Raw genomic sequence first — 18,026 nt, forward strand, 5'->3', positions numbered from 1 at the left:
AATATTACATGCATAACACTTGACGAATTTCAGCATTAAAGCCTATAAATCCACCGCTATGAAAATGACTAACCGCGCTTTTTGGATTGTGCTTTTCACTGTCTGGGGAAATTTCATGCTGGCAAACGCCAAGGACGAGGTTCGCCTCTCCTACCCCTCCAAGGTCGAGTCCTCGAAGGGCAAGGAACGCGAGAAACTTTTCACCCCGTGGATGTCCTACGACGCCCTGCGGGACCAGGTCGATGAGCGACGCGGCAAAGGGGAGCAGATCATTTACTTTGAGTACAACGGAGCCGCCTCACAGGCGCGCGCCATCTTTCTGACCAAGTTCAAGCTGAACGGCCCCTACTCCCGCTGGTACATGGTTACCGAGCAGGCCATGGAGGACAAGCTCAACAGCGAGGTCAAAAACGGCCTGCAGCCCGCATTCGTTGTCCGCAACACCAGCGGCGGCTTCACCATGCTGTTTGTCTCGCCCCCCGACCTGGAAGCCGTGCGTGCCCAGCTCAAGGAACTGGGCATCGGCGAGCCGAGGCTGAAAAAGTAAATCAGCCCCGGCTGACGCAAGAAGTTGTGGCTCACACCACGATGTTCACCAGCTTGCCGGGCACGACGATGATCTTCTTCGGCGGCTTGCCTTCCATGAACTCCTGCACGCGGGCGCTGGCCAGGGCGATCTTTTCGATCTCCTCCTTGGTGGCCTGAACGAGCACGCGGGCTTTGTCGCGCAGTTTGCCATTCACCTGGAAGACGATCTCCACCTCGTCCTCAATGAGGGCGGCGGGATCGTACTTCGGCCATTCGGCATCGCTGAGCAGGCCGTCCACGGCCAAAGCCGGGAACTTGCTGGCGATGCGCGCATTCAGCTCCTCCGCCAGATGCGGCGCGAAGGGGCTCAGCACCTTGAGGAAGGTCACGATGGCAGCGGCAGGTTTCACTTCTGCGCCGGTGAAGGCATTGGTGCACACCATCATCTGGCTGATGGCGGTGTTGAAGCTGAGCTTCTCGATGTCCTCGCCGCACTTCTTGATGGTCTCATGCAGCGCTTTGGTGAGTTGCTTGTTGGCTGGCACATCCTGCAGCGCGGCAGACATGCTCCACACGCCCTCGTCATCCACTTCCATGACCAGACGCCACACGCGGGCCAGGAAGCGGTACACGCCCTCCACGCCCTTCATGCTCCAGGGCTTCACCTGCTCCAGAGGGCCCATGAACATCTCATACAGGCGCAGCGCATCGGCGCCGTAATCGCGTACAACGTCATCGGGATTCACCACGTTGCCGCGGGACTTGGACATCTTCTGCCCGTCTTCGCCCAGAATGAGTCCCTGGTTCACCAGACGCTGGAAGGGTTCCGGCGTGCTGACATAGCCCAGATCAAACAGCACCTTGTGCCAGAAGCGCGCATACAGCAGGTGCAGCACGGCGTGCTCGGTGCCACCCACATAGAGATCCACGCCGCCGGGCTTGCCGCCGCCCATCCAGTACTTCTCGGCGGCTTCGCCGACAAAGCGCTCGCTGTTTTTGGCATCGCAGTAGCGCAGGTAGTACCAGCAGGAGCCCGCCCACTGCGGCATGGTGTTCAGCTCGCGCGTGGCGGTGGCGGAGTACTGCACCCATTCCTTGGCTTTGGAGAGAGGCGGCTCGGGTGTGCCAGTGGGCTTGAAGTCTTCCAGATCCGGCGGCATCAGCGGGAGTTCGCTTTCTGGAATGCTGCGGTGGTTGCCATCTTCCCAAACGATCGGGAAGGGCTCGCCCCAGTAACGCTGGCGGCTGAAAAGCCAGTCGCGCAGCTTGAAGTTCACCGTGCCTTTGCCCAGGCCCTTTTCTTCCAGCCAGGCGGCTATTTTCTTTTTCGCTTCGGGGGTGGTCAGGCCATCGAGAAAGCCGCTGTTCACGGCAGTTCCATGCTCAGTGAAGCCCTGCCAGTCCTTGCCTTCCGGCGGCTGCACCACCTGCTTGATCGGCAGTTCAAACTTCTGCGCGAACTCAAAGTCGCGCTCGTCATGCGCGGGCACGGCCATGATGGCTCCGGTGCCGTAGCCCATGAGCACGTAGTCGGCGATCCAGATGGGGATCTGCTCGCCATTGACGGGATTGATGGCATACGCGCCAGTGAAGACGCCGCTCTTTTCCTTGGCCAGTTCCGTGCGCTCCAGGTCGCTCTTGCGGCTGGCCTTCTCACGGTACTGCTCGACAGCCGTCCCCTGCTCTTCTGAGACCAGTTGATCCACCAGACGATGCTCCGGTGCCAGCACCATGTAGGTGGCTCCAAACAGGGTGTCCGGGCGGGTGGTGAAAACGGTGATCGTCTCTTCGCTGCCCGCCACTTTGAATTTCACTTCGGCTCCTTCGCTGCGGCCGATCCAGTTTCGCTGCAGCAGCTTGATGCTCTCCGGCCAGTCCAGGCCGTCCAGTTCATCGATCAGGCGCTGGGCATACGCGGTGATGCGCAGCATCCACTGGCGCATGGGGCGGCGCTCCACGGGGAAGCCGCCGACCTCGCTCTTGCCGTCCACCACTTCTTCATTGGCCAGCACCGTGCCCAGCTCCGGGCACCAGTTCACGGGGGCGGAGGACACATAAGCCAGACGACGGGAGTCAATCTCCTCGCGGCTCAGCCCCTTGGCTTCCAGTTCGGAAATCGGACGCGCTTTGCCGTCATCACCCACATAGGAATTGTACAGCTTCAGGAAGATCCACTGTGTCCACTTGAAGTAGCCGGGGTCGGTGGTGTTCACCTCGCGGTCCCAGTCATAGGCAAAGCCCAGGCTCTTGAGCTGCTTGGTGAAGTTGGCCACGTTCTTCTCGGTGGTCACACGCGGGTGCGTGCCGGTCTTGATGGCATACTGCTCGGCGGGCAGGCCAAAAGCGTCCCAGCCCATGGGGTGCAGCACGTTGTAGCCGGACATCTTCTTGAAACGGCCGATGATGTCCGTGGCGGTGTAGCCCTCCGGGTGCCCCACATGCAGGCCCGCGCCGCTGGGATACGGGAACATGTCGAGCACGAAGTACTTCGGCTTCGAGGCGTCGAAATCGGCATCGCCGGGGTTCGGCGTGCGGAAGGCCTTCTTGGCCTCCCACACGTCCTGCCACTTCGGTTCAAACTCGGAAAATGGAAACGCTTTGCGCTGTTCGCTGCTCATAGGGGGCGCGAAAGAAGGCGAGGAGCGGTGAGCGGTCAAATAAAGTACTTATGAGCTTTAGCTCATTCTGGGAACGCTCCCCCCCCGAGTCCCGAGTGAGCTGAAGCTCACGAGTACTGTCTTCCCTCTTACTTAAAAAGCTTCGATCCCGCCTTCAGATGCTCCGCATGCTCCTGCAGGCGCAGTTCCACGCGTTCGCGGATGGTGCGCTCGCCGATGCCGTCGTGCTTGGTGGCGACGAGGGCTTTGAGGAGGTCGATCAGCGACTTCAAATCGTCCATCATCACATACTCCGGCGCGATCTGGCGGGAGTCGTTCAGGTTGTGGTAGTTGCCCAGCGGGATGGAGATGCCCGCGCTGCGGACGCCTGCCGCCTGGGTGGCAGTGGCTTCGCAGGCACCGGCATCCAGCAGGCAGCGCTGCACGCGGATGCCCTGCTCCTTGGCGGTGGTCATCAGCACGGCCACGGCCTCGCTGTCAAAAATGGAAACACGGTCTCCCACACGCAGGATCGGGCCGCCGCCCATCACCGCGCCGTTGACAGGGCGGCTGGTTTCCAGGGAAAGGAAGACGCTGTCTTCGCCAAAGGGCCAGTTCTGGGCGAGATGCCAGGCTCCGAGCCAGCCCACCTCCTCCGCACGGGTGAATGCCGCATGCACCGTGGTCTGGATGTTCAGGCGCGCCAGTTCGAGAAAGGTCATCACGATGGCCGCACAGCCGATGATGTCATCACAGGCGGTGGCTTCAATGCGGGTGTTGGTGATGTTCACCGGAAAGTTCCATGTGGCGATCTGGCCTTTGACCTTGCGCAGGCCGCGCTTCACGCCGGCCTCGACTTCGAGCTTGCCCACACCGCCGAGGAAATCCCACTCGTCACGCTTCTTGCTGCCCGGGGGCTTGATGAAGGCAGGATGATCCATGTGCGCACCGAGCACCCAGGTGGGCTTGCTCTTGGATTTGCCGTTTTTGTAGGTGGCCAGCAGGTTGCCAAACTTGTCGTGCTTCAGCTTCACATTCGGGCAGTCTTTGAGCAGGGCTTCGATTTCCGCACGCACATGGTATTCGTGAAACGGAGCCGTCGGCTGCTTGAGGAGTCGCTTGAGAATGTTGTTGAGGCTGTTGGATGGCATGAGCCATCGTAACGCGAAAATACGCAAACACCAAATGCCACGTGACGATGCTTTGATATTTATTCAAATCCGCCGCCATCACCCACCCTGGCCGTGTAGCTGCAGCCGCGACAGAGCAGCTATTCAGGTTGAACGCGGCGATGCACCGTCGTAACACGGAGGGCCTCCTTTTAAATTCATGGTGAAGAAACTTCGATATTCCCTTGAGATCAAGCTGCTGGACCTCGCCGTCTGGCTGCTGCCCCAGGTGCCGCGCCACGTGCTCATGGTGCTCTCCCGCGTGCTCGGCACGCTGGCCTTCTGGCTGGACCAGCGAGGGCGTGCCACAGCGCTGGACAATCTGCGCTGCGCCTTTGGCGCTCAGTACACCCCGGTCGAGAGGTGGCGCATCGCCTGTGGCTCCTACCAGATCTTTGCACGCACGTTTGTGGACCTGTTCTGGTCCCCGCAGCTCACAGCAGGCAACTGGCAGAAGCATTTCGACATCATCACCGACACGGCCTCCGAATTAAAGGCGCGCAAGACCGGCGGCGTCTGGGTCACGCCGCACTACGGCAACTTTGAGCTCGTCAGCCAGGTCTGGGGCTTTCGCGGATTCCCCTTCACCGTCGTGGCACAGGACTTTAAAAATCCGGCCATCACGCACCTGTTTAAAAGACTGCGCGAGCAGTCCGGCCACACCTTCATCTCGCAGGAAAATGCCATGATCAAGCTGATCAAGGCTCTCAAGCGCCAGGGCCACGCGGGGCTGCTCACGGACCTGAGCATCCCTCCCGGCAGGGCCGCCGCGGCGATCCAGTGCTACGGCATGTGGACTTCGGTGCCCACACTGCACGTGGAACTCGCCAAACGGCTCGGCCTTCCCATCATCACCGGCGTGTGCCGCCCGCTGCCAGACGGCCGCTACGAGGCACGCCTCTGTGAAGCCCTTGAGCCAAAGCCCGAAGATGACACCCGGGAGCTGACGCAGCGCATCTGGAACCGCTTTGAGGAGGAAATCCGCAAACATCCGGAATGCTGGCTGTGGATGTACAAGCAGTGGCGCTACCGGCCGGTAGGCGAGCATGGCGTGCCACACCCGGACTACCCTTTCTACTCCAATTTTTCCGAGGCCCTGGTCAGCATGATCCCCCCGGAGCTACTGGGACAGAAAGCAGCGCCTGCCACCACACACGCAGTCGGCTGAAAGACTTGGCCCTGCGCGCCAGTTTTTTCCATTGCCCTGCGTGATCGGTGCTCGTAATCCTCACGTCTTCCAAAAAAACAACCGCCAATGTCCATCCCCCATCTTCCTGCTCTCCGCAAAGGCCGCCCTTATGAGTCGCTCGACAAGGTTCAGGTCAAAGACCACAAAACCGGCGAAGTCTGCGCCGAAGTCAGCCAGGTGAATGCCGGCATCGTGCGCAAAGACCTCGCCAAAATCGGCGAAGCGCGCGCTGCTTTGAAAAAATTCACGGTCGAGCAGCTCATCGAGATCACCGCCAAGGCCGGCGAACTCTTTCTCAACGGCACCCTGCCCCTGGGAGACAAAGGCCACACGCAGACACCGCAGGAGTACATTGCCACCCTTTCCCGCACCAGCGGCCTGCCGCACATCATGGTGAAGCGCAACATGACGAAGATCCACTTCGCCATGACGAACATGAAGATGATCCTCAACGGCCTCACCCGCGGGCTGGACCTGAGCGTGATCGACCGTGGCTTTGGCACCCAGTCCGGCTGCCCCGTGTCCTACTTCCCCACCACCAAATCCCTCGGCCTCGTCATGCCGAGCAACTCCCCGGCGGTGAACTCCCTCTGGCTGCCCTCCATCGCGCTCAAAATCCCCGTGGTCATCAAGCCCGGCCGTGAGGAGCCATGGACCCCCTTCCGCCTCATCCAGGCCTTCATTGCCGCCGGTGCTCCTGCGGAAGCCTTTGGCTTCTACCCCACCGACCACGAAGGCAGCGGCGAAGTCGTCAAGCTCAGCGGCCGCAACCTCGTCTTTGGCGACGTGAACATCGCCAAGATGTACGAAAACAACCCCGCCGTGCAGGTCCACGGCCCCGGCTGGAGCAAGATCATCATCGGCGAGGACAAGATCGAAAACTGGAAGGAATACATCGACGTCATCGTCAGCTCCATCAGCGACAACGGCGGCCGCTCCTGCATCAATGCCTCCGCCGTCATCGTGCCGAAGTATGGCAAGGAAATCGCTACGGCCATCGCCGAGCGTCTGGGCCCCGTGAAGCCCACGGCCGCAGATGACGACAATGCCCGCCTCTCCGGCTTTGCCAATGTGAAGATGGCCGACTACATCGACAGCGCCATCGACAGCGACCTGCAGACCCCGGGCGCTGAAGACGTGACCGCGCAGTTCCGCGACGGCCCGCGCAAGGTGGAGTTTGAAGGCGGCACATTCCTGCGCCCCACCATCATCTGGTGCTCGGACAACAAGCACCCACTCGCCAACCGCGAGTTCCTCTGTCCTTACGCCAGCGTGCTTGAAGTGCCGCAGGGCGAAGTGCTCGGCCGCATCGGCTACTCCCTCATCGTCACCGCCATCACACAGGACCCGGCGTTCATCAACGACCTCCTTGAGTGCGGCGACATCGACCGCCTCAACATCGGGCCGATCAGCACCATGAAGATCAGCTGGGACCAGCCGCACGAAGGCAACATGTTCGAGTTCCTGTACAAACGCCGGTCGATTGACTGTGCTTGAGTTCCGAAGCCATCCTCATGGAATCGGTCCCTCAACCTTCTCCGCAAACCAAGCCGAAGCTATTTTGCTTCGTTCTCATGCCGTTTTCATCTGATTTTGATGATATTTATCAATTCGGAATCAAAGATGCGTGTCAAGCTGCTGGCGCTTACTGTGAACGTGTTGATGAACAGCACTACAACGAAAGAATGCTGGATCGAATTTATAATCAGATTGCCAAAGCAGATCTGATTATAGCTGACATGACCGGGAAAAATGCGAACGTATTTTACGAGGTTGGCTACGCGCACGCTCTTGGAAAACCAACGGTGTTGCTTACTCAGAACGCGGCCGATATACCATTCGACCTGACGCAGTTCCTTCATATCGTTTATGAAAAGAAGCTGAAAGTTCTTCAAGAAAAATTAACCGCTCGCGTGTTGTGGCATATCGAGCATCCAACCGCCACCCCACAGGACACGTCATTCCCGTTGGATTTGCTTATAAATGGAATATCTCCATTGCGGAGCGAGATTGTTTTGTGTTGCGATGAATCAAGGTATTGGATCGATATTCCTGTGACAATTCACAATCGTAGTTCACATCACTTTGGATCAGATGCATTCAAATTGGGGGTGATTTTAGAAAAAGCAGTCGATAATGTCGGAACTGGATTTCGTGAAAACGTCTCATCTGCAGTCCTCGAGAATGGGCTTGTTCAATATATTTTGCCCAGCAGGAAGAGTCTTATGCCTGGTGAGGTGCAAGCTATAAAGATCGGCTTCAGCTTTAATCCGTCTTTAGTAATTGGAAAGCGAGCAGCAACTTTACGACTATTTACGCCCAATACATATCGTGATTTCCCTTTTCAATGGGCCTCCAACAGTAGTGAGCAATAACTAGAAATGTCCCTCGCCCCCTTCGACTACCAGCCGCGCACGCGCCTCATCTACGGCAACGGCACGCTCGCGCGTGTGGGTGAACTCGCGCAGGCTCTCGGCGGCACGCGCGCACTGGTGGTGAGCGATCCCGGGATTGTCAAAGCGGGCTACGTCACCCGTGCCGTCAGCTTTCTGGTGGAGGCAGGCCTGCAGGCGCGTGTGTTTGGCGACGTGCGGGAAAACCCCAGCACGGAAGATGTGGACGCCTGCGTGGAGATTGCCCGTGAGTTCAAGGCCGACCTCATCATCGGCCTCGGCGGCGGCAGCAGCATGGACACCGCCAAGGGCTGCAACTTCATCCTCACCAACGGTGGGCGTATTCACGACTACTGGGGCGTGGGCAAGGCCACCAAGCCCATGCTGCCGCTCATCGCCATCCCCACCACCTCAGGCACGGGCAGCGAGTGCCAGAGCTTTGCGCTCATCTCCGATGCCGAGACGCATGTGAAGATGGCGTGCGGCGATCCCAAGGCTGCCGCCAAGGTGGCCATTCTCGATTCCGAACTCACCATTTCCCAACCGCATCGCGTGACCGTTTGCACCGGCATCGATGCGCTGACGCACACGCTGGAAACCGCCGTCACGAACAAGCGGAATGCGTTTTCCTCCCTCTACTCCCGTGAAGGCTTCCGCCTATGCCACAGCGGCTTCAGCCGGGTGCTGCGCGATCCGAAAGACCTGGAAGCCCGCGGCATGATGCAACTGGGTGCAGCCTATGCAGGCATCGCCATTGAAAACAGCATGCTCGGCGCCGCGCACTCCTGCGCCAATCCCCTCACCGCCAAGTTTCACGTCGTCCATGGCGAAGCCGTGGGCGTGATGATGCCGCACGTCATCCGCTTCAATTCCCAGGACCCGGAGATCGCCGCCATCTACAAAAGCTACTTTGATGGCGACCTCGCCGACCGTGTGAGCGAACTCCTCTGGGAGGCCAAAATGCCTCGCAACATCGCCGAATACGGCGTGAAGGAGGAGCACCTGCAGGACCTCGCCGAAATGGCCGCCAAACAGTGGACCGCGCAGTTCAATCCACGCCTGCCCAGCGTGGCGGACTTTGTGGAGCTGTACCGCGCAGCCATGTGACACGGCGAATCTGATTTGCCTCTCCGCCCCGGCGCGCTTTTCTGTCGGCTCATGTGCGGCCGTCTCAATCAATTTGCCAAACTGCGCGGGCTTTCCCTGGCCGGCAAGAAGCTGCGCATCGAGCGGCGAAAGCCAAAGAAGGACGAAGACCGGAAGTCCGAAACGGAAACGGTCAACAACATCTGCCCGACGGACTACGCCGATGTGCTCACGATGCAGGGCGGCAGCGTGGAGATGGAGCGCATGCGGTTCGGCCTGGTGCCGTCCTGGGCCAAGGGGAGCAAGAAGGAGGTCGCAAAGAAGTTCGGCCACACCTTCAACGCCCGCTGTGAAAGCATCTTTGACCTGGCCTCCTACCGTAGGCCAGTCCTGAGCCAGCGCTGCCTCGTCCCTGTGCGTGGCTGGCATGAGTGGCCGGACCGTACCACCCCTTACTTCATCCACCGCAAAGACGATGAGCCCGTGCTGCTGGCCGCTGTCTGGGACGTCTGGAAAAGCACCTGCCCGGAAGACTTTGAGAGCGGGCGCATCATCACCTCCATGAGCGTGGTCACCACACCGCCGGGGCGTTACATGGCGAAGTTCCACGACCGCAGTCCGCTGATCCTTGAAGAGGAGGCCGCACTCTCCTGGCTCCAGCTTGGCCTGAAGCCCGATGATCTCCGCAGTTTTTTCAGCCCCTACGAGAGCGAGCTGCTGGAAGCCTACCGCGTCTCCACCACAGCGAATCAGGCGCGCAATAAAAGCGACGAGACCCTGCGCCCCATCGCACCGCCTGTGCCGCAGGCTGGAGATGAACCGGTGAAAGCCGATGAAGATCCCGGTCCGCAACTGCTGCTTTTCAGCGCTTGAGCAAGACCGCCGCCGTCGCTGTTTTTCCGTGAACATCAGCGCATCCGTGTTTAAGAGGCTGCTGTGACTCCCACCCAACATCTGGAAACCCTGCTGGCACGGCCTGAGCCTTTGCTGGCACTGGCCCCGATGCAGGATGTCACGGACCTGGAGTTTTGGCGGCTCATGGCGCGCTATGGCGGCGCGGACGTGTATTATACCGAGTACTTCCGTGTGCACCCGGACTCGCACCTGGACAAGCCGATCCTCGCCTCCCTCATTCATAATCCCACGGGCAGGCCGGCCATCGCGCAGATGATCGGCAACGACATCCCGGCGCTGGTGCGCAGCGCCAAGGAGCTGCAGCATTACAACATCGCGGCGGTGGACCTGAACCTCGGCTGCCCTGCGCCGGTGGTTTATAAGAAGTGCGCGGGCGGCGGGCTGCTGCGCGATGTGCCGCGCATCGAGGGCATCCTCGGGGCCTTGCGCGAGGCGGTATCCATCAAGTTCACGGTGAAGACGCGCCTGGGCTTTGATGACACCGAAACTATCGACGCCCTGGTGCCGCTGTTTGCCAAGCATGGCGTGGACCTTCTCACCATCCATGGCCGCACGGTGCTGCAAATGTACCGCGACGGGGTCCGGTATGATCTCATCGGCGCCGCCACCGCCAATCTCCCCTGCCCCGTGCTGGCCAATGGCAACATCAACTCCCATGTGGATGCCGCCGAGGTGACACAGCAGACCGGCGTGCGCGGCCTCATGCTCGGGCGCGGCGCCATCCGCAATCCATGGATGTTTGACCAGATCCGCCAGCACGTGCGAGGCCAGCCCGTCTTTGAGCCCACCCCGGAAGACCGGATGCGCTATGTGGAGGAGCTCTACGAGTGTGTGACGACACCCAACACCCGTGAGCTGGACATGGTAAACCGCATCAAAAAGCACCTCAATTTCTTCGCCTGGGGCCTGCCAGACGCCGAAGGCTTTCTCAACACCATGCGCCGCTGCACCACCCGCGCGGGCATCATGGAGGTTTGTCGCAGGGCCTTCGCGGCCTGACTCCCCCGCAATTTTCACAGCTTTTGCTCGTATTGGACAACCCCCCAAGCCTATGCTATCGCCCCGCCCCATGTTTTTATCCCGACCTCTCCTTTCTGCCCTGGTCCTGACTCCCGCGCTTCTTGGCGCTGCGGAGAAGGTAGATTTCAACAAGCAGATCAAGCCCCTTCTCGAAGGTGCCTGCACTCACTGCCACGGTGAAAAAGAGGACAAGGGCGACTTCCGCATGCACACGCTGGAAGATATCAAGAAAGGCAACGAAAACGGCCCCGGCCTGACCCCCGGAGACCCGAAGAAGAGCGCCATCTACACCACGCTGCTCCTTGCCGCCGATGAAGACATGGCCATGCCGCCGAAGAAGGAAGGCTCGCTGGAGAAGTCCCAGATCGAAGTGATCAAGACCTGGATCGAGCAAGGTGCCGAATGGCCCGCCGGCGTGGTGCTGGAGCAGACGCCGCGCATCAAGTTTGAAAAGCACATCCAGCCCATCCTGGAGCAGAACTGCGTCTCCTGCCACAATGCCGACAAGGCCAAGGGAGACTGGATCATCACCACCAAGAAGGAAGCCTTCAGCACAGGTGAAAATGCGCCAAACATCACCCCCTTTGATCTGAAGAGCCCCATTTACCACCTCACCACCCTCGCGGCGGACGAAGATGATCTCATGCCACCGAAGAAAAGCGGCGGCCCGTTGAGCAAGGAGGACATCAACTACCTCAAGCTCTGGATCGAACAAGGCGCCCCCTGGCCGGACGACCTCAAGCTGACCGCCAAGGAGAAGAAAGGCCCGGCCACCTCCAACCCGGACAACATGGAGCTGGTGAAGAAGATCCACGCATTCATCGTGCAGACCTCCAAGGAGAAGAAAGAGGCCGAAATGAAGCCCTACGACTCCAAGGTGCCGAAGACCGGAGTTCCCTTCAGCATGGTCGTGATCAAGAGCGGCGAATTCATCATGGGCAGCCCAGAGAGCGAGGCTGACCGCGGCGAAGACGAAGGCCCGCAGGTGAAGAAGACCATGAAGCCTTTCTGGATGGGCAAGTATGAAGTGACCTGGGATGAGTATGAGCCCTTCCAGCTCACCAGCATCGGTCGCAACAAGGATGGCTCCCGCCAGGTGTGGAAGCCTACCGACAAGCCTGAAGACCTCATCTCCCAGCCCACGCCGCCCTACCAGCCGATGGACTTCGGCATGGGCCGTGACCGCTACCCGGCCATCTGCATGACTCAGCACGCCGCCAACAAGTACTGCCAGTGGCTCAGCGCCCAGACCGGGCAGTTCTACCGCCTGCCGACCGAGGCCGAATGGGAGTACGCCGCCCGTGCCGGCACCAAGACCGCCTACTTCTTTGGTGACGACAAGGCACAGCTCAAAGACTACGCCTGGTATTTCGACAACGCCCCGAACTTCCAATACGCCAAGGTGGGCCTCAAAAAGCCCAACCCCTGGGGCCTCCACGACATCTACGGCAACGTCTGCGAATGGTGCCTTGACCAGTACACCCCCACGACACCGGGCACCGCCATCCTGGGCAATGACTGGGTGCGCTCCAAGACCCCCTACCCGCAGGTCGCCCGCGGCGGCACCTATGACGACGATCCCGATGCGCTCCGCAGCGCCGCCCGCAAGGCCTCCGATCCGCTCTGGAAGCAACAGGATCCACAGCTGCCAAAGAGCATCTGGTACCTCACCGACGCCACCTGGCTGGGCTTCCGCATCGTGCGCCCGCTGGAAATCCCCACGGTGGAGGAGATGTTCGCCGCCTGGAACAATGGGGTCGCCAAAGAATAACCCCCGACCTGACCTTGCCCTTCAACAGGCCGCTGCCACCCAGCGGCCTGTTTTTTTTGATTGCCCTTCGCTTCCCGCTACGTTCAAGCTCTCCCCTTTCACTCCCTTATCCGCTTATCTCATGACCCAGCCCAAATCTTCCAACAATGGCGCCATGGCCGCCCTGATCGCAGCCTTTCTCGGCTGGCTCTTCGACGGTTTTGAAATGGGTCTGTTCCCGCTGATCGGCAAACCGGCGCTGCAAGACCTGCTGCCAAAGGCAAATGCCGTTGTGCAGGGGCAGTGGTTCACCGTCATCATTTCCGTCTTCCTGGTCGGTGCTGCCACCGGCGGCGTGCTGTTCGGCTGGCTGGGCGACAAGCTGGGCCGAGTGAAGGCCATGACGCTGGCCATTTTCACCTATGCCATCTTCAGCGGCCTGTGCGCTTTCGTGACCGAGGCCTGGCACTTCGCCGGCCTGCGCTTCATCGCCTCCCTTGGCATGGGCGGCGAGTGGGCGCTTGGGGTGGCGCTGGTCAATGAAATCTGGGGCGGCAAAAACCGCGCTTGGATCGCCGGAATGATCGGCGCAGCTTCCAACATCGGCTTCCTCCTCACCGGCCTCATCAGCTGGCAGCTCAATGCCAGCCTCGAAATCGTCACCGGCTGGATTCATGCGATGGGCCTTTCTCCTGAAAACACCGAATACCTGCTGCACAACCGCGCCTGGCGCTTCATCGCCGTGAGCAGCGCGCTGCCTGCGCTGATCAATTTCTTCATCCTCGTCTTCGTCCCTGAGTCCCACAAGTGGGAGGAGGAAAAGAAGTCCGGCAGCACCTCGCACTGGGCTACCATGGATCTCATCGGAGTTCTCATCGCCTGCCTGGCGGCCATCGGCATCATCTATGTGTGGTCTCCCATGACGGACATGGGCAACCTCGCCGCCGGCTGCGTGACCTTGGTCGGGCTCGGCATCGCCCTCTGGGGGTACCTGCACCCCATGCGCCAGTACATGGCGCGCTCCGTCGCGGCAGGCAGCACCCAGATTGCTGAGCGCAGCACCATCATGAGCAACCTGCTGCTCGGAGCCGGACTGGCAGCCGTGGCACTCCTGGGCACCTGGGGCTCCGCCCAGCAGGCTGCCCGCTGGGCGTCAGGCCTGGCCCCTCAAGGCTCCAAGCTGCCAATCATCGACTACATCGTCATCTCCACCGCGCTGGGCGCCATTCTTGTCACCCTGATCACGCCTTTCATCGCGGACAAGCTCGGCCGTCGCATCACCTACACCTTGCTCTGCGCCACAGCGCTCGCCTCGGCCCTGGCGTTTTTCCAGTTCAACAAGCCCTTCACCGGAGACACCACACCGCTGTCCCTCATCATCACCGCCTTCCTGCTGGGCGGCATCACGGCCTCGTTCTACGGCTTCTTCCCGCTCTACTTCCCCGAGCTCTTCCCCACCAGCGTACGTGCCACGGGCCAGGGCTTCTGTTTCAACTTCGGTCGCCTCATCGCCGCCGTGGGAGCTCTGCAGCTGGGAAATCTCACCAAGTACTTCGGTGGCGATGCAGGAGGTCTGCACGCCGAAGCCCACGCGTTCTCCGTACTGTCCTGCATTTACCTGCTGGGCATGGTGCTGGTCTGGTTTGCCCCGGAAACCAAGGGGCGCTCTCTACAATAGCCCCCAATTGAGGACATTGACCTGCATGGCAGACTGAAAGAGTGTTTGCCAAACTTCCTTTCATAGATAATAATAAGCGTACATTAACCTCTCACAAATAAGAAGTTATTATCCCCACTGAGTAAAAACTTATGGATTCTATGATTTTACCTTGATCCTACCAATAGAACTTGTTACATTAGTCATAATTCAAGATTTTCTCGGAAACCATAGCTCTAAGGACACCCTCCATGATTAACGGAACCAAAAACCCAGCCAAAGACCACGCCAAACTGGCAGATTTCATCCTGTTCAGTCAGCGCGAGTTTTTGCTTAATCTCTCCCGAGAGCTGAACCGAGATAACATCTCTTTTGCTCAGTTCTTCCTGCTCGGCTACCTCGCGACCTCGAAGGAGCTGACCATGACGGACATCGCCCGCAAAATGGGGCACTCCACAGCTGCCGCCACCGGCCTCGTGGACCGTCTGGAAAAGCTCGGTCTCATGGAGCGCACCCACGCTGTGGATGACCGCCGCAAGGTGCTCGTCCGCATCACCTCCCGTGGCATCGAGCTGGTCAGCCGCCTGCGTGACGAACTGCAAAATCAGATCGCCGACGCGATGAGCGAAACCTCCTCCGCAGATGCCGACAGCTTCATGAATTCCTACCGTGCGCTGGACACGACCGCAACGGCCCGCTAAGCGTTCCCGCCCACCACAATTTGCAAAGGCGCCCGGTTTCTCCGTGCGCCTTTGTTTTTTTCATGGCAAGAAAGCTTCACGATGAATCAAGACCCGCCGTGGATGACCTTTCCAGCCCTCGAAGCCCTGCCGGGTTTTGAGCATCGCTTCACACTCCGCCATCCAAGCATCGATGTGGACGAAGAGCGCGCTGTGGTGGTGAGCCGGCTCTGGGACTGGCACCGCTCCCAGGCTGAGGAAATCGGCTTCAGCAGCACGGCCCTGTGCATCGCCGAGCAGGTGCATGGCCGTGAGGTGGCGGTGCTGACCTCTCCTGCAAGTGAAGCCATTCCCGGCACCGACGGCCTCATCTCCAATGTCCCAGGCCTGCTGATCGGCATCTACGTGGCGGACTGCTGCGCGGTGTATCTCGCCGATCCTCGCAGCGGAGCCTTTGGCGTGGTCCATTCAGGAAAAAAAGGCTCGGAAATGGGCATCACTGCGCATGCAATCGACAAAATGCAGCAGCACTTCGGCACGCGTCCGGAGGACCTCTGCATTCAGCTGAGCCCCTGCATACGCCCTCCGGCCTATGAGGTGGATTTCGCAGCGCAGATCCGCCAGCAGGCTCTGCAAGCAGGCGTTCCGCCGGAGCAGATTCACGACACCGGCCTCTGCACCTCTTTGGATTTGCACCGCTTTTATTCCTACCGCATGGAGAAAGGCCGCACAGGGCGCATGCTGGCGCTGCTCGGGCGCACTGTTTGACGACCATGACATTTCTTTCACCCGCCAAAATCAACCTCTGGCTGCGCATTCTCGGCAAACGGCCGGATGGTTTTCACGAGGTTCAAACCCGCCTGTGCCGTCTGGCCCTGGGAGACACGGTCGAGATTGAGCTGCTGGGCAAGGGCTCGGATGTGACCCTCTCCTGCTCCGACCCCACAGTGCCGCTGGATGAAAGCAACCTGGCCATGAAGGCTCTGCGGGCCTTTGAAAACAGCACTGGCACAAAGTCATCCTGGCGCATTCACCTGGAGAAAAAAATTCCTGCAGGCGCTGGCCTTGGCGGAGGCAGCAGCAATGCCGCCACGGTGCTCATGGGAGCCAACGAACTGGCGGGCTCGCCCCTGACTCAGCAACAGCTGATCGAGCTGGGGGCCCAGATCGGTTCAGACATCCCGTGCTTCATTCTCGACAGTCCCGCCGCCGACGGAGCAGGGCGTGGAGAGCTGGTCACCGAAGTGGATTTCCCCTGGCAGCTGCCGCTGGTCCTGATCAAGCCCCCCTTCCCCATCCCCACCCCCTGGGCCTACAAGCGCTGGGCAGACTCCAAGGAAATGCCCGGCATCCTCTACGCCCCGCAGATCTGCCCCTGGGGAGCCATGTCCAATGATCTGGAGCGGCCCGTGTTTGAGAAACACCTGCTGCTGCCCACGCTGAAAACCTGGCTGCTGGAGCAAAGCGAGGTCCGTGTAGCTCTGATGTCCGGCTCCGGCAGCACCATGTTTGCCATCACGGAAAGCCCCACCCAGGCTGCGGAACTGGCGGCAAAAGCCCGCGAATGGTGCGGTGAAACATCCTGGATTCAGCACACACAGACCGCCGCCATTTGAGGTGAGCCGCCTCGGCGCCGAAAAAATTGAGGCCGGGCGGCTCCCGATTCCGCCCGGCCTCTGGTTTGATCAACCTCAACTTGGACCTGCGGTTAGGCAGGGGGTTTAAGTCAACAACCAATCACTCTCAAGACCCAGTCTATGGAGGGCTGAAACCCCGCATATCCTGTTAATCGTGTTAGTATGGGGTGGCCGCGGAGTGTTTGAAAAAAGATGAAATTATTTTTGCGCGACACATCCAGCCGCTTCGTTCTCACATGCTCCTATGCCTGAACTCCCCATGCTAACCGACTCTGAACGTGCCATCTACGAATGGCAGATGTGGGTGCCCGGAGTCGGCGAGGAAGGCCAGCAAAAGCTCAAGGCAGCCTCGGTGCTGATCTCCCGTGTTGGTGGTCTGGGAGGCCTGGTGGCCCTGGAACTCGCGGCTGCAGGCGTGGGCAGGCTGGTGCTCGCCCATGGGGGTGACTTGCAGCCTTCGGATTTGAACCGCCAGCTTCTGCAAACCCACGACCACATCGGCAAACCACGCATGGACTCCATCGTGCGCCGGCTGCAGGAGCTCAATCCCCGCTGTGAAATCGTGGGCAAGGCGGAAAACGTCTCCGAGGGCAACGCGGAGGCGCTGGTGGCCCAGGCTGACATTGTGGTGGACGCAGCTCCGCTGTTCCAGGAGCGGCTGGCGCTGAACGCCGCCGCCATGCGTGCAGGCAAACCCATGGTCGAGTGCGCCATGCACACGCTGGAGGCCAGCGTGACGACATTTGTTCCCGGCAAATCCGGGTGCCTCGCCTGCTATGTACCCGAAGTGCCGCCCAGCTGGAAACGCCAGTTTCCCGTCTTCGGCGCCGTCTCAGGCACAGCAGCCTGCATTGGGGCGATGGAGGTGATCAAACTCATCACCGGCATCGGTACGACACTTTGCGGTGAACTGCTGTCCATGGATCTCTCCACGCTTCAGTTCCGCAAAGTTCGTCTTCCAAAACGGGGCGACTGCGCAGTGTGCGGCTAGCAAGCTTCACTTCGCCACAAAGTCCACCACACAGACTTTGTCCAGCAGCGGCTTGAGCTTGGAGACAAAGGCTGCATGCTCCGGGTGGGGAAGATAGACGTCCAGGCCGGCCTTGTCCTTGAAGGTGACGAGGAAGCAGTGGGTGAAGCCATCATTGAGGCCTTCGGGGCTCACGTTGGTGCCCCATTCAAAGGCAGTCACGGTGTTCACTTTCTTGGCCAGCTCGATGAAGGCATTTTCAATCCCCTGAACCTCTGCAGGTGTGGCGCTGTCCTTGAACTTGAAGAACACGACGTGGCGGTAGGGGGCGTCTGCAGCAGTGGCGAGGGTGGTCATGGCGGAGAGAAGAATGGCGAGCGCAAAAAGGGCGGCTTTCATGGTGCGTGAGGATGCCGCAGGGTGCTCTTTGCGTCA

At 60.0% G+C, this 18,026-nt stretch carries 16 protein-coding genes; 13 read left to right on the plus strand and 3 right to left on the minus strand.

The features are described 5' to 3' along the window. Window positions 1-58 precede the first annotated feature (58 nt). On the plus strand, window positions 59-547 hold the full coding sequence (locus tag ACFQDI_RS19010; protein ID WP_377169762.1) for a hypothetical protein: 489 nt from the start codon (window positions 59-61) through the stop codon (window positions 545-547). A 31-nt stretch (window positions 548-578) separates the two neighbouring features. Here the strand turns inward: ACFQDI_RS19010 and leuS are convergent, their stop codons facing one another. Both leuS and ACFQDI_RS19020 read right to left on the minus strand, forming a co-directional pair. Continuing rightward, window positions 579-3,146, minus strand: coding sequence for a leucine--tRNA ligase (leuS, locus tag ACFQDI_RS19015; RefSeq protein ID WP_377169765.1), 2,568 nt, complete (start codon window positions 3,144-3,146; stop codon window positions 579-581). A gap of 128 nt (window positions 3,147-3,274) precedes the next feature. Beyond that, window positions 3,275-4,276, minus strand: a complete 1,002-nt coding sequence (locus tag ACFQDI_RS19020; protein WP_377169767.1) for a M20/M25/M40 family metallo-hydrolase — start codon at window positions 4,274-4,276, stop codon at window positions 3,275-3,277. A gap of 178 nt (window positions 4,277-4,454) precedes the next feature. Between ACFQDI_RS19020 and ACFQDI_RS19025 the strand changes: the two genes are divergently transcribed. The 12 genes from ACFQDI_RS19025 (at window position 4,455) to ACFQDI_RS19080 (ending at window position 17,612) form a co-directional block, all read left to right on the plus strand. Continuing rightward, on the plus strand, window positions 4,455-5,462 hold the full coding sequence (locus tag ACFQDI_RS19025; protein WP_377169769.1) for a lysophospholipid acyltransferase family protein: 1,008 nt from the start codon (window positions 4,455-4,457) through the stop codon (window positions 5,460-5,462). Between the two features lie 87 nt (window positions 5,463-5,549). Further along, the gene (locus ACFQDI_RS19030) at window positions 5,550-6,980 is read left to right on the plus strand and encodes an aldehyde dehydrogenase family protein (protein WP_377169771.1); all 1,431 of its coding nucleotides are present in this window, start codon (window positions 5,550-5,552) and stop codon (window positions 6,978-6,980) included. A 17-nt stretch (window positions 6,981-6,997) separates the two neighbouring features. Then, window positions 6,998-7,858, plus strand: a complete 861-nt coding sequence (locus tag ACFQDI_RS19035) for a nucleoside 2-deoxyribosyltransferase (RefSeq protein ID WP_377169773.1) — start codon at window positions 6,998-7,000, stop codon at window positions 7,856-7,858. Between the two features lie 6 nt (window positions 7,859-7,864). Further along, window positions 7,865-8,983: an iron-containing alcohol dehydrogenase gene (locus ACFQDI_RS19040; protein WP_377169775.1), complete on the plus strand. Its 1,119-nt coding sequence runs from the start codon at window positions 7,865-7,867 to the stop codon at window positions 8,981-8,983. 51 nt (window positions 8,984-9,034) lie between these two features. Then, on the plus strand, window positions 9,035-9,835 hold the full coding sequence (locus ACFQDI_RS19045) for an SOS response-associated peptidase (RefSeq protein WP_377169777.1): 801 nt from the start codon (window positions 9,035-9,037) through the stop codon (window positions 9,833-9,835). A gap of 63 nt (window positions 9,836-9,898) precedes the next feature. After that, window positions 9,899-10,876 (plus strand): tRNA dihydrouridine synthase, encoded by a 978-nt coding sequence (locus ACFQDI_RS19050; protein WP_377169779.1) that lies wholly within the window; start codon window positions 9,899-9,901, stop codon window positions 10,874-10,876. 70 nt (window positions 10,877-10,946) lie between these two features. After that, window positions 10,947-12,668: an SUMF1/EgtB/PvdO family nonheme iron enzyme gene (locus tag ACFQDI_RS19055; protein WP_377169781.1), complete on the plus strand. Its 1,722-nt coding sequence runs from the start codon at window positions 10,947-10,949 to the stop codon at window positions 12,666-12,668. A 121-nt stretch (window positions 12,669-12,789) separates the two neighbouring features. Continuing rightward, window positions 12,790-14,325, plus strand: a complete 1,536-nt coding sequence (locus ACFQDI_RS19060) for an MFS transporter (protein WP_377169783.1) — start codon at window positions 12,790-12,792, stop codon at window positions 14,323-14,325. Between the two features lie 230 nt (window positions 14,326-14,555). Next, window positions 14,556-15,005: a MarR family transcriptional regulator gene (locus ACFQDI_RS19065; RefSeq protein ID WP_377169785.1), complete on the plus strand. Its 450-nt coding sequence runs from the start codon at window positions 14,556-14,558 to the stop codon at window positions 15,003-15,005. A 102-nt stretch (window positions 15,006-15,107) separates the two neighbouring features. Beyond that, window positions 15,108-15,752: a purine nucleoside phosphorylase YfiH/LACC1 family protein gene (locus ACFQDI_RS19070; RefSeq protein ID WP_377169787.1), complete on the plus strand. Its 645-nt coding sequence runs from the start codon at window positions 15,108-15,110 to the stop codon at window positions 15,750-15,752. A gap of 5 nt (window positions 15,753-15,757) precedes the next feature. Beyond that, entirely contained in the window at window positions 15,758-16,600 is an 843-nt protein-coding gene (gene ispE, locus ACFQDI_RS19075) for a 4-(cytidine 5'-diphospho)-2-C-methyl-D-erythritol kinase (protein WP_377169789.1), read from the plus strand. Window positions 16,601-16,880: 280 nt separating this feature from the next. Next, the gene (locus ACFQDI_RS19080; RefSeq protein ID WP_377169791.1) at window positions 16,881-17,612 is read left to right on the plus strand and encodes a HesA/MoeB/ThiF family protein; all 732 of its coding nucleotides are present in this window, start codon (window positions 16,881-16,883) and stop codon (window positions 17,610-17,612) included. Between the two features lie 6 nt (window positions 17,613-17,618). On the opposite strand, the gene ACFQDI_RS19085 is transcribed toward ACFQDI_RS19080, so the two are convergent. Beyond that, entirely contained in the window at window positions 17,619-17,990 is a 372-nt protein-coding gene (locus ACFQDI_RS19085) for a Dabb family protein (protein ID WP_377169793.1), read from the minus strand. Window positions 17,991-18,026: the final 36 nt, after the last annotated feature.

The sequence above is a fragment of the Prosthecobacter fluviatilis genome (assembly GCF_042655725.1).
GTDB classification, from domain to species: domain Bacteria; phylum Verrucomicrobiota; class Verrucomicrobiia; order Verrucomicrobiales; family Verrucomicrobiaceae; genus Prosthecobacter; species Prosthecobacter fluviatilis.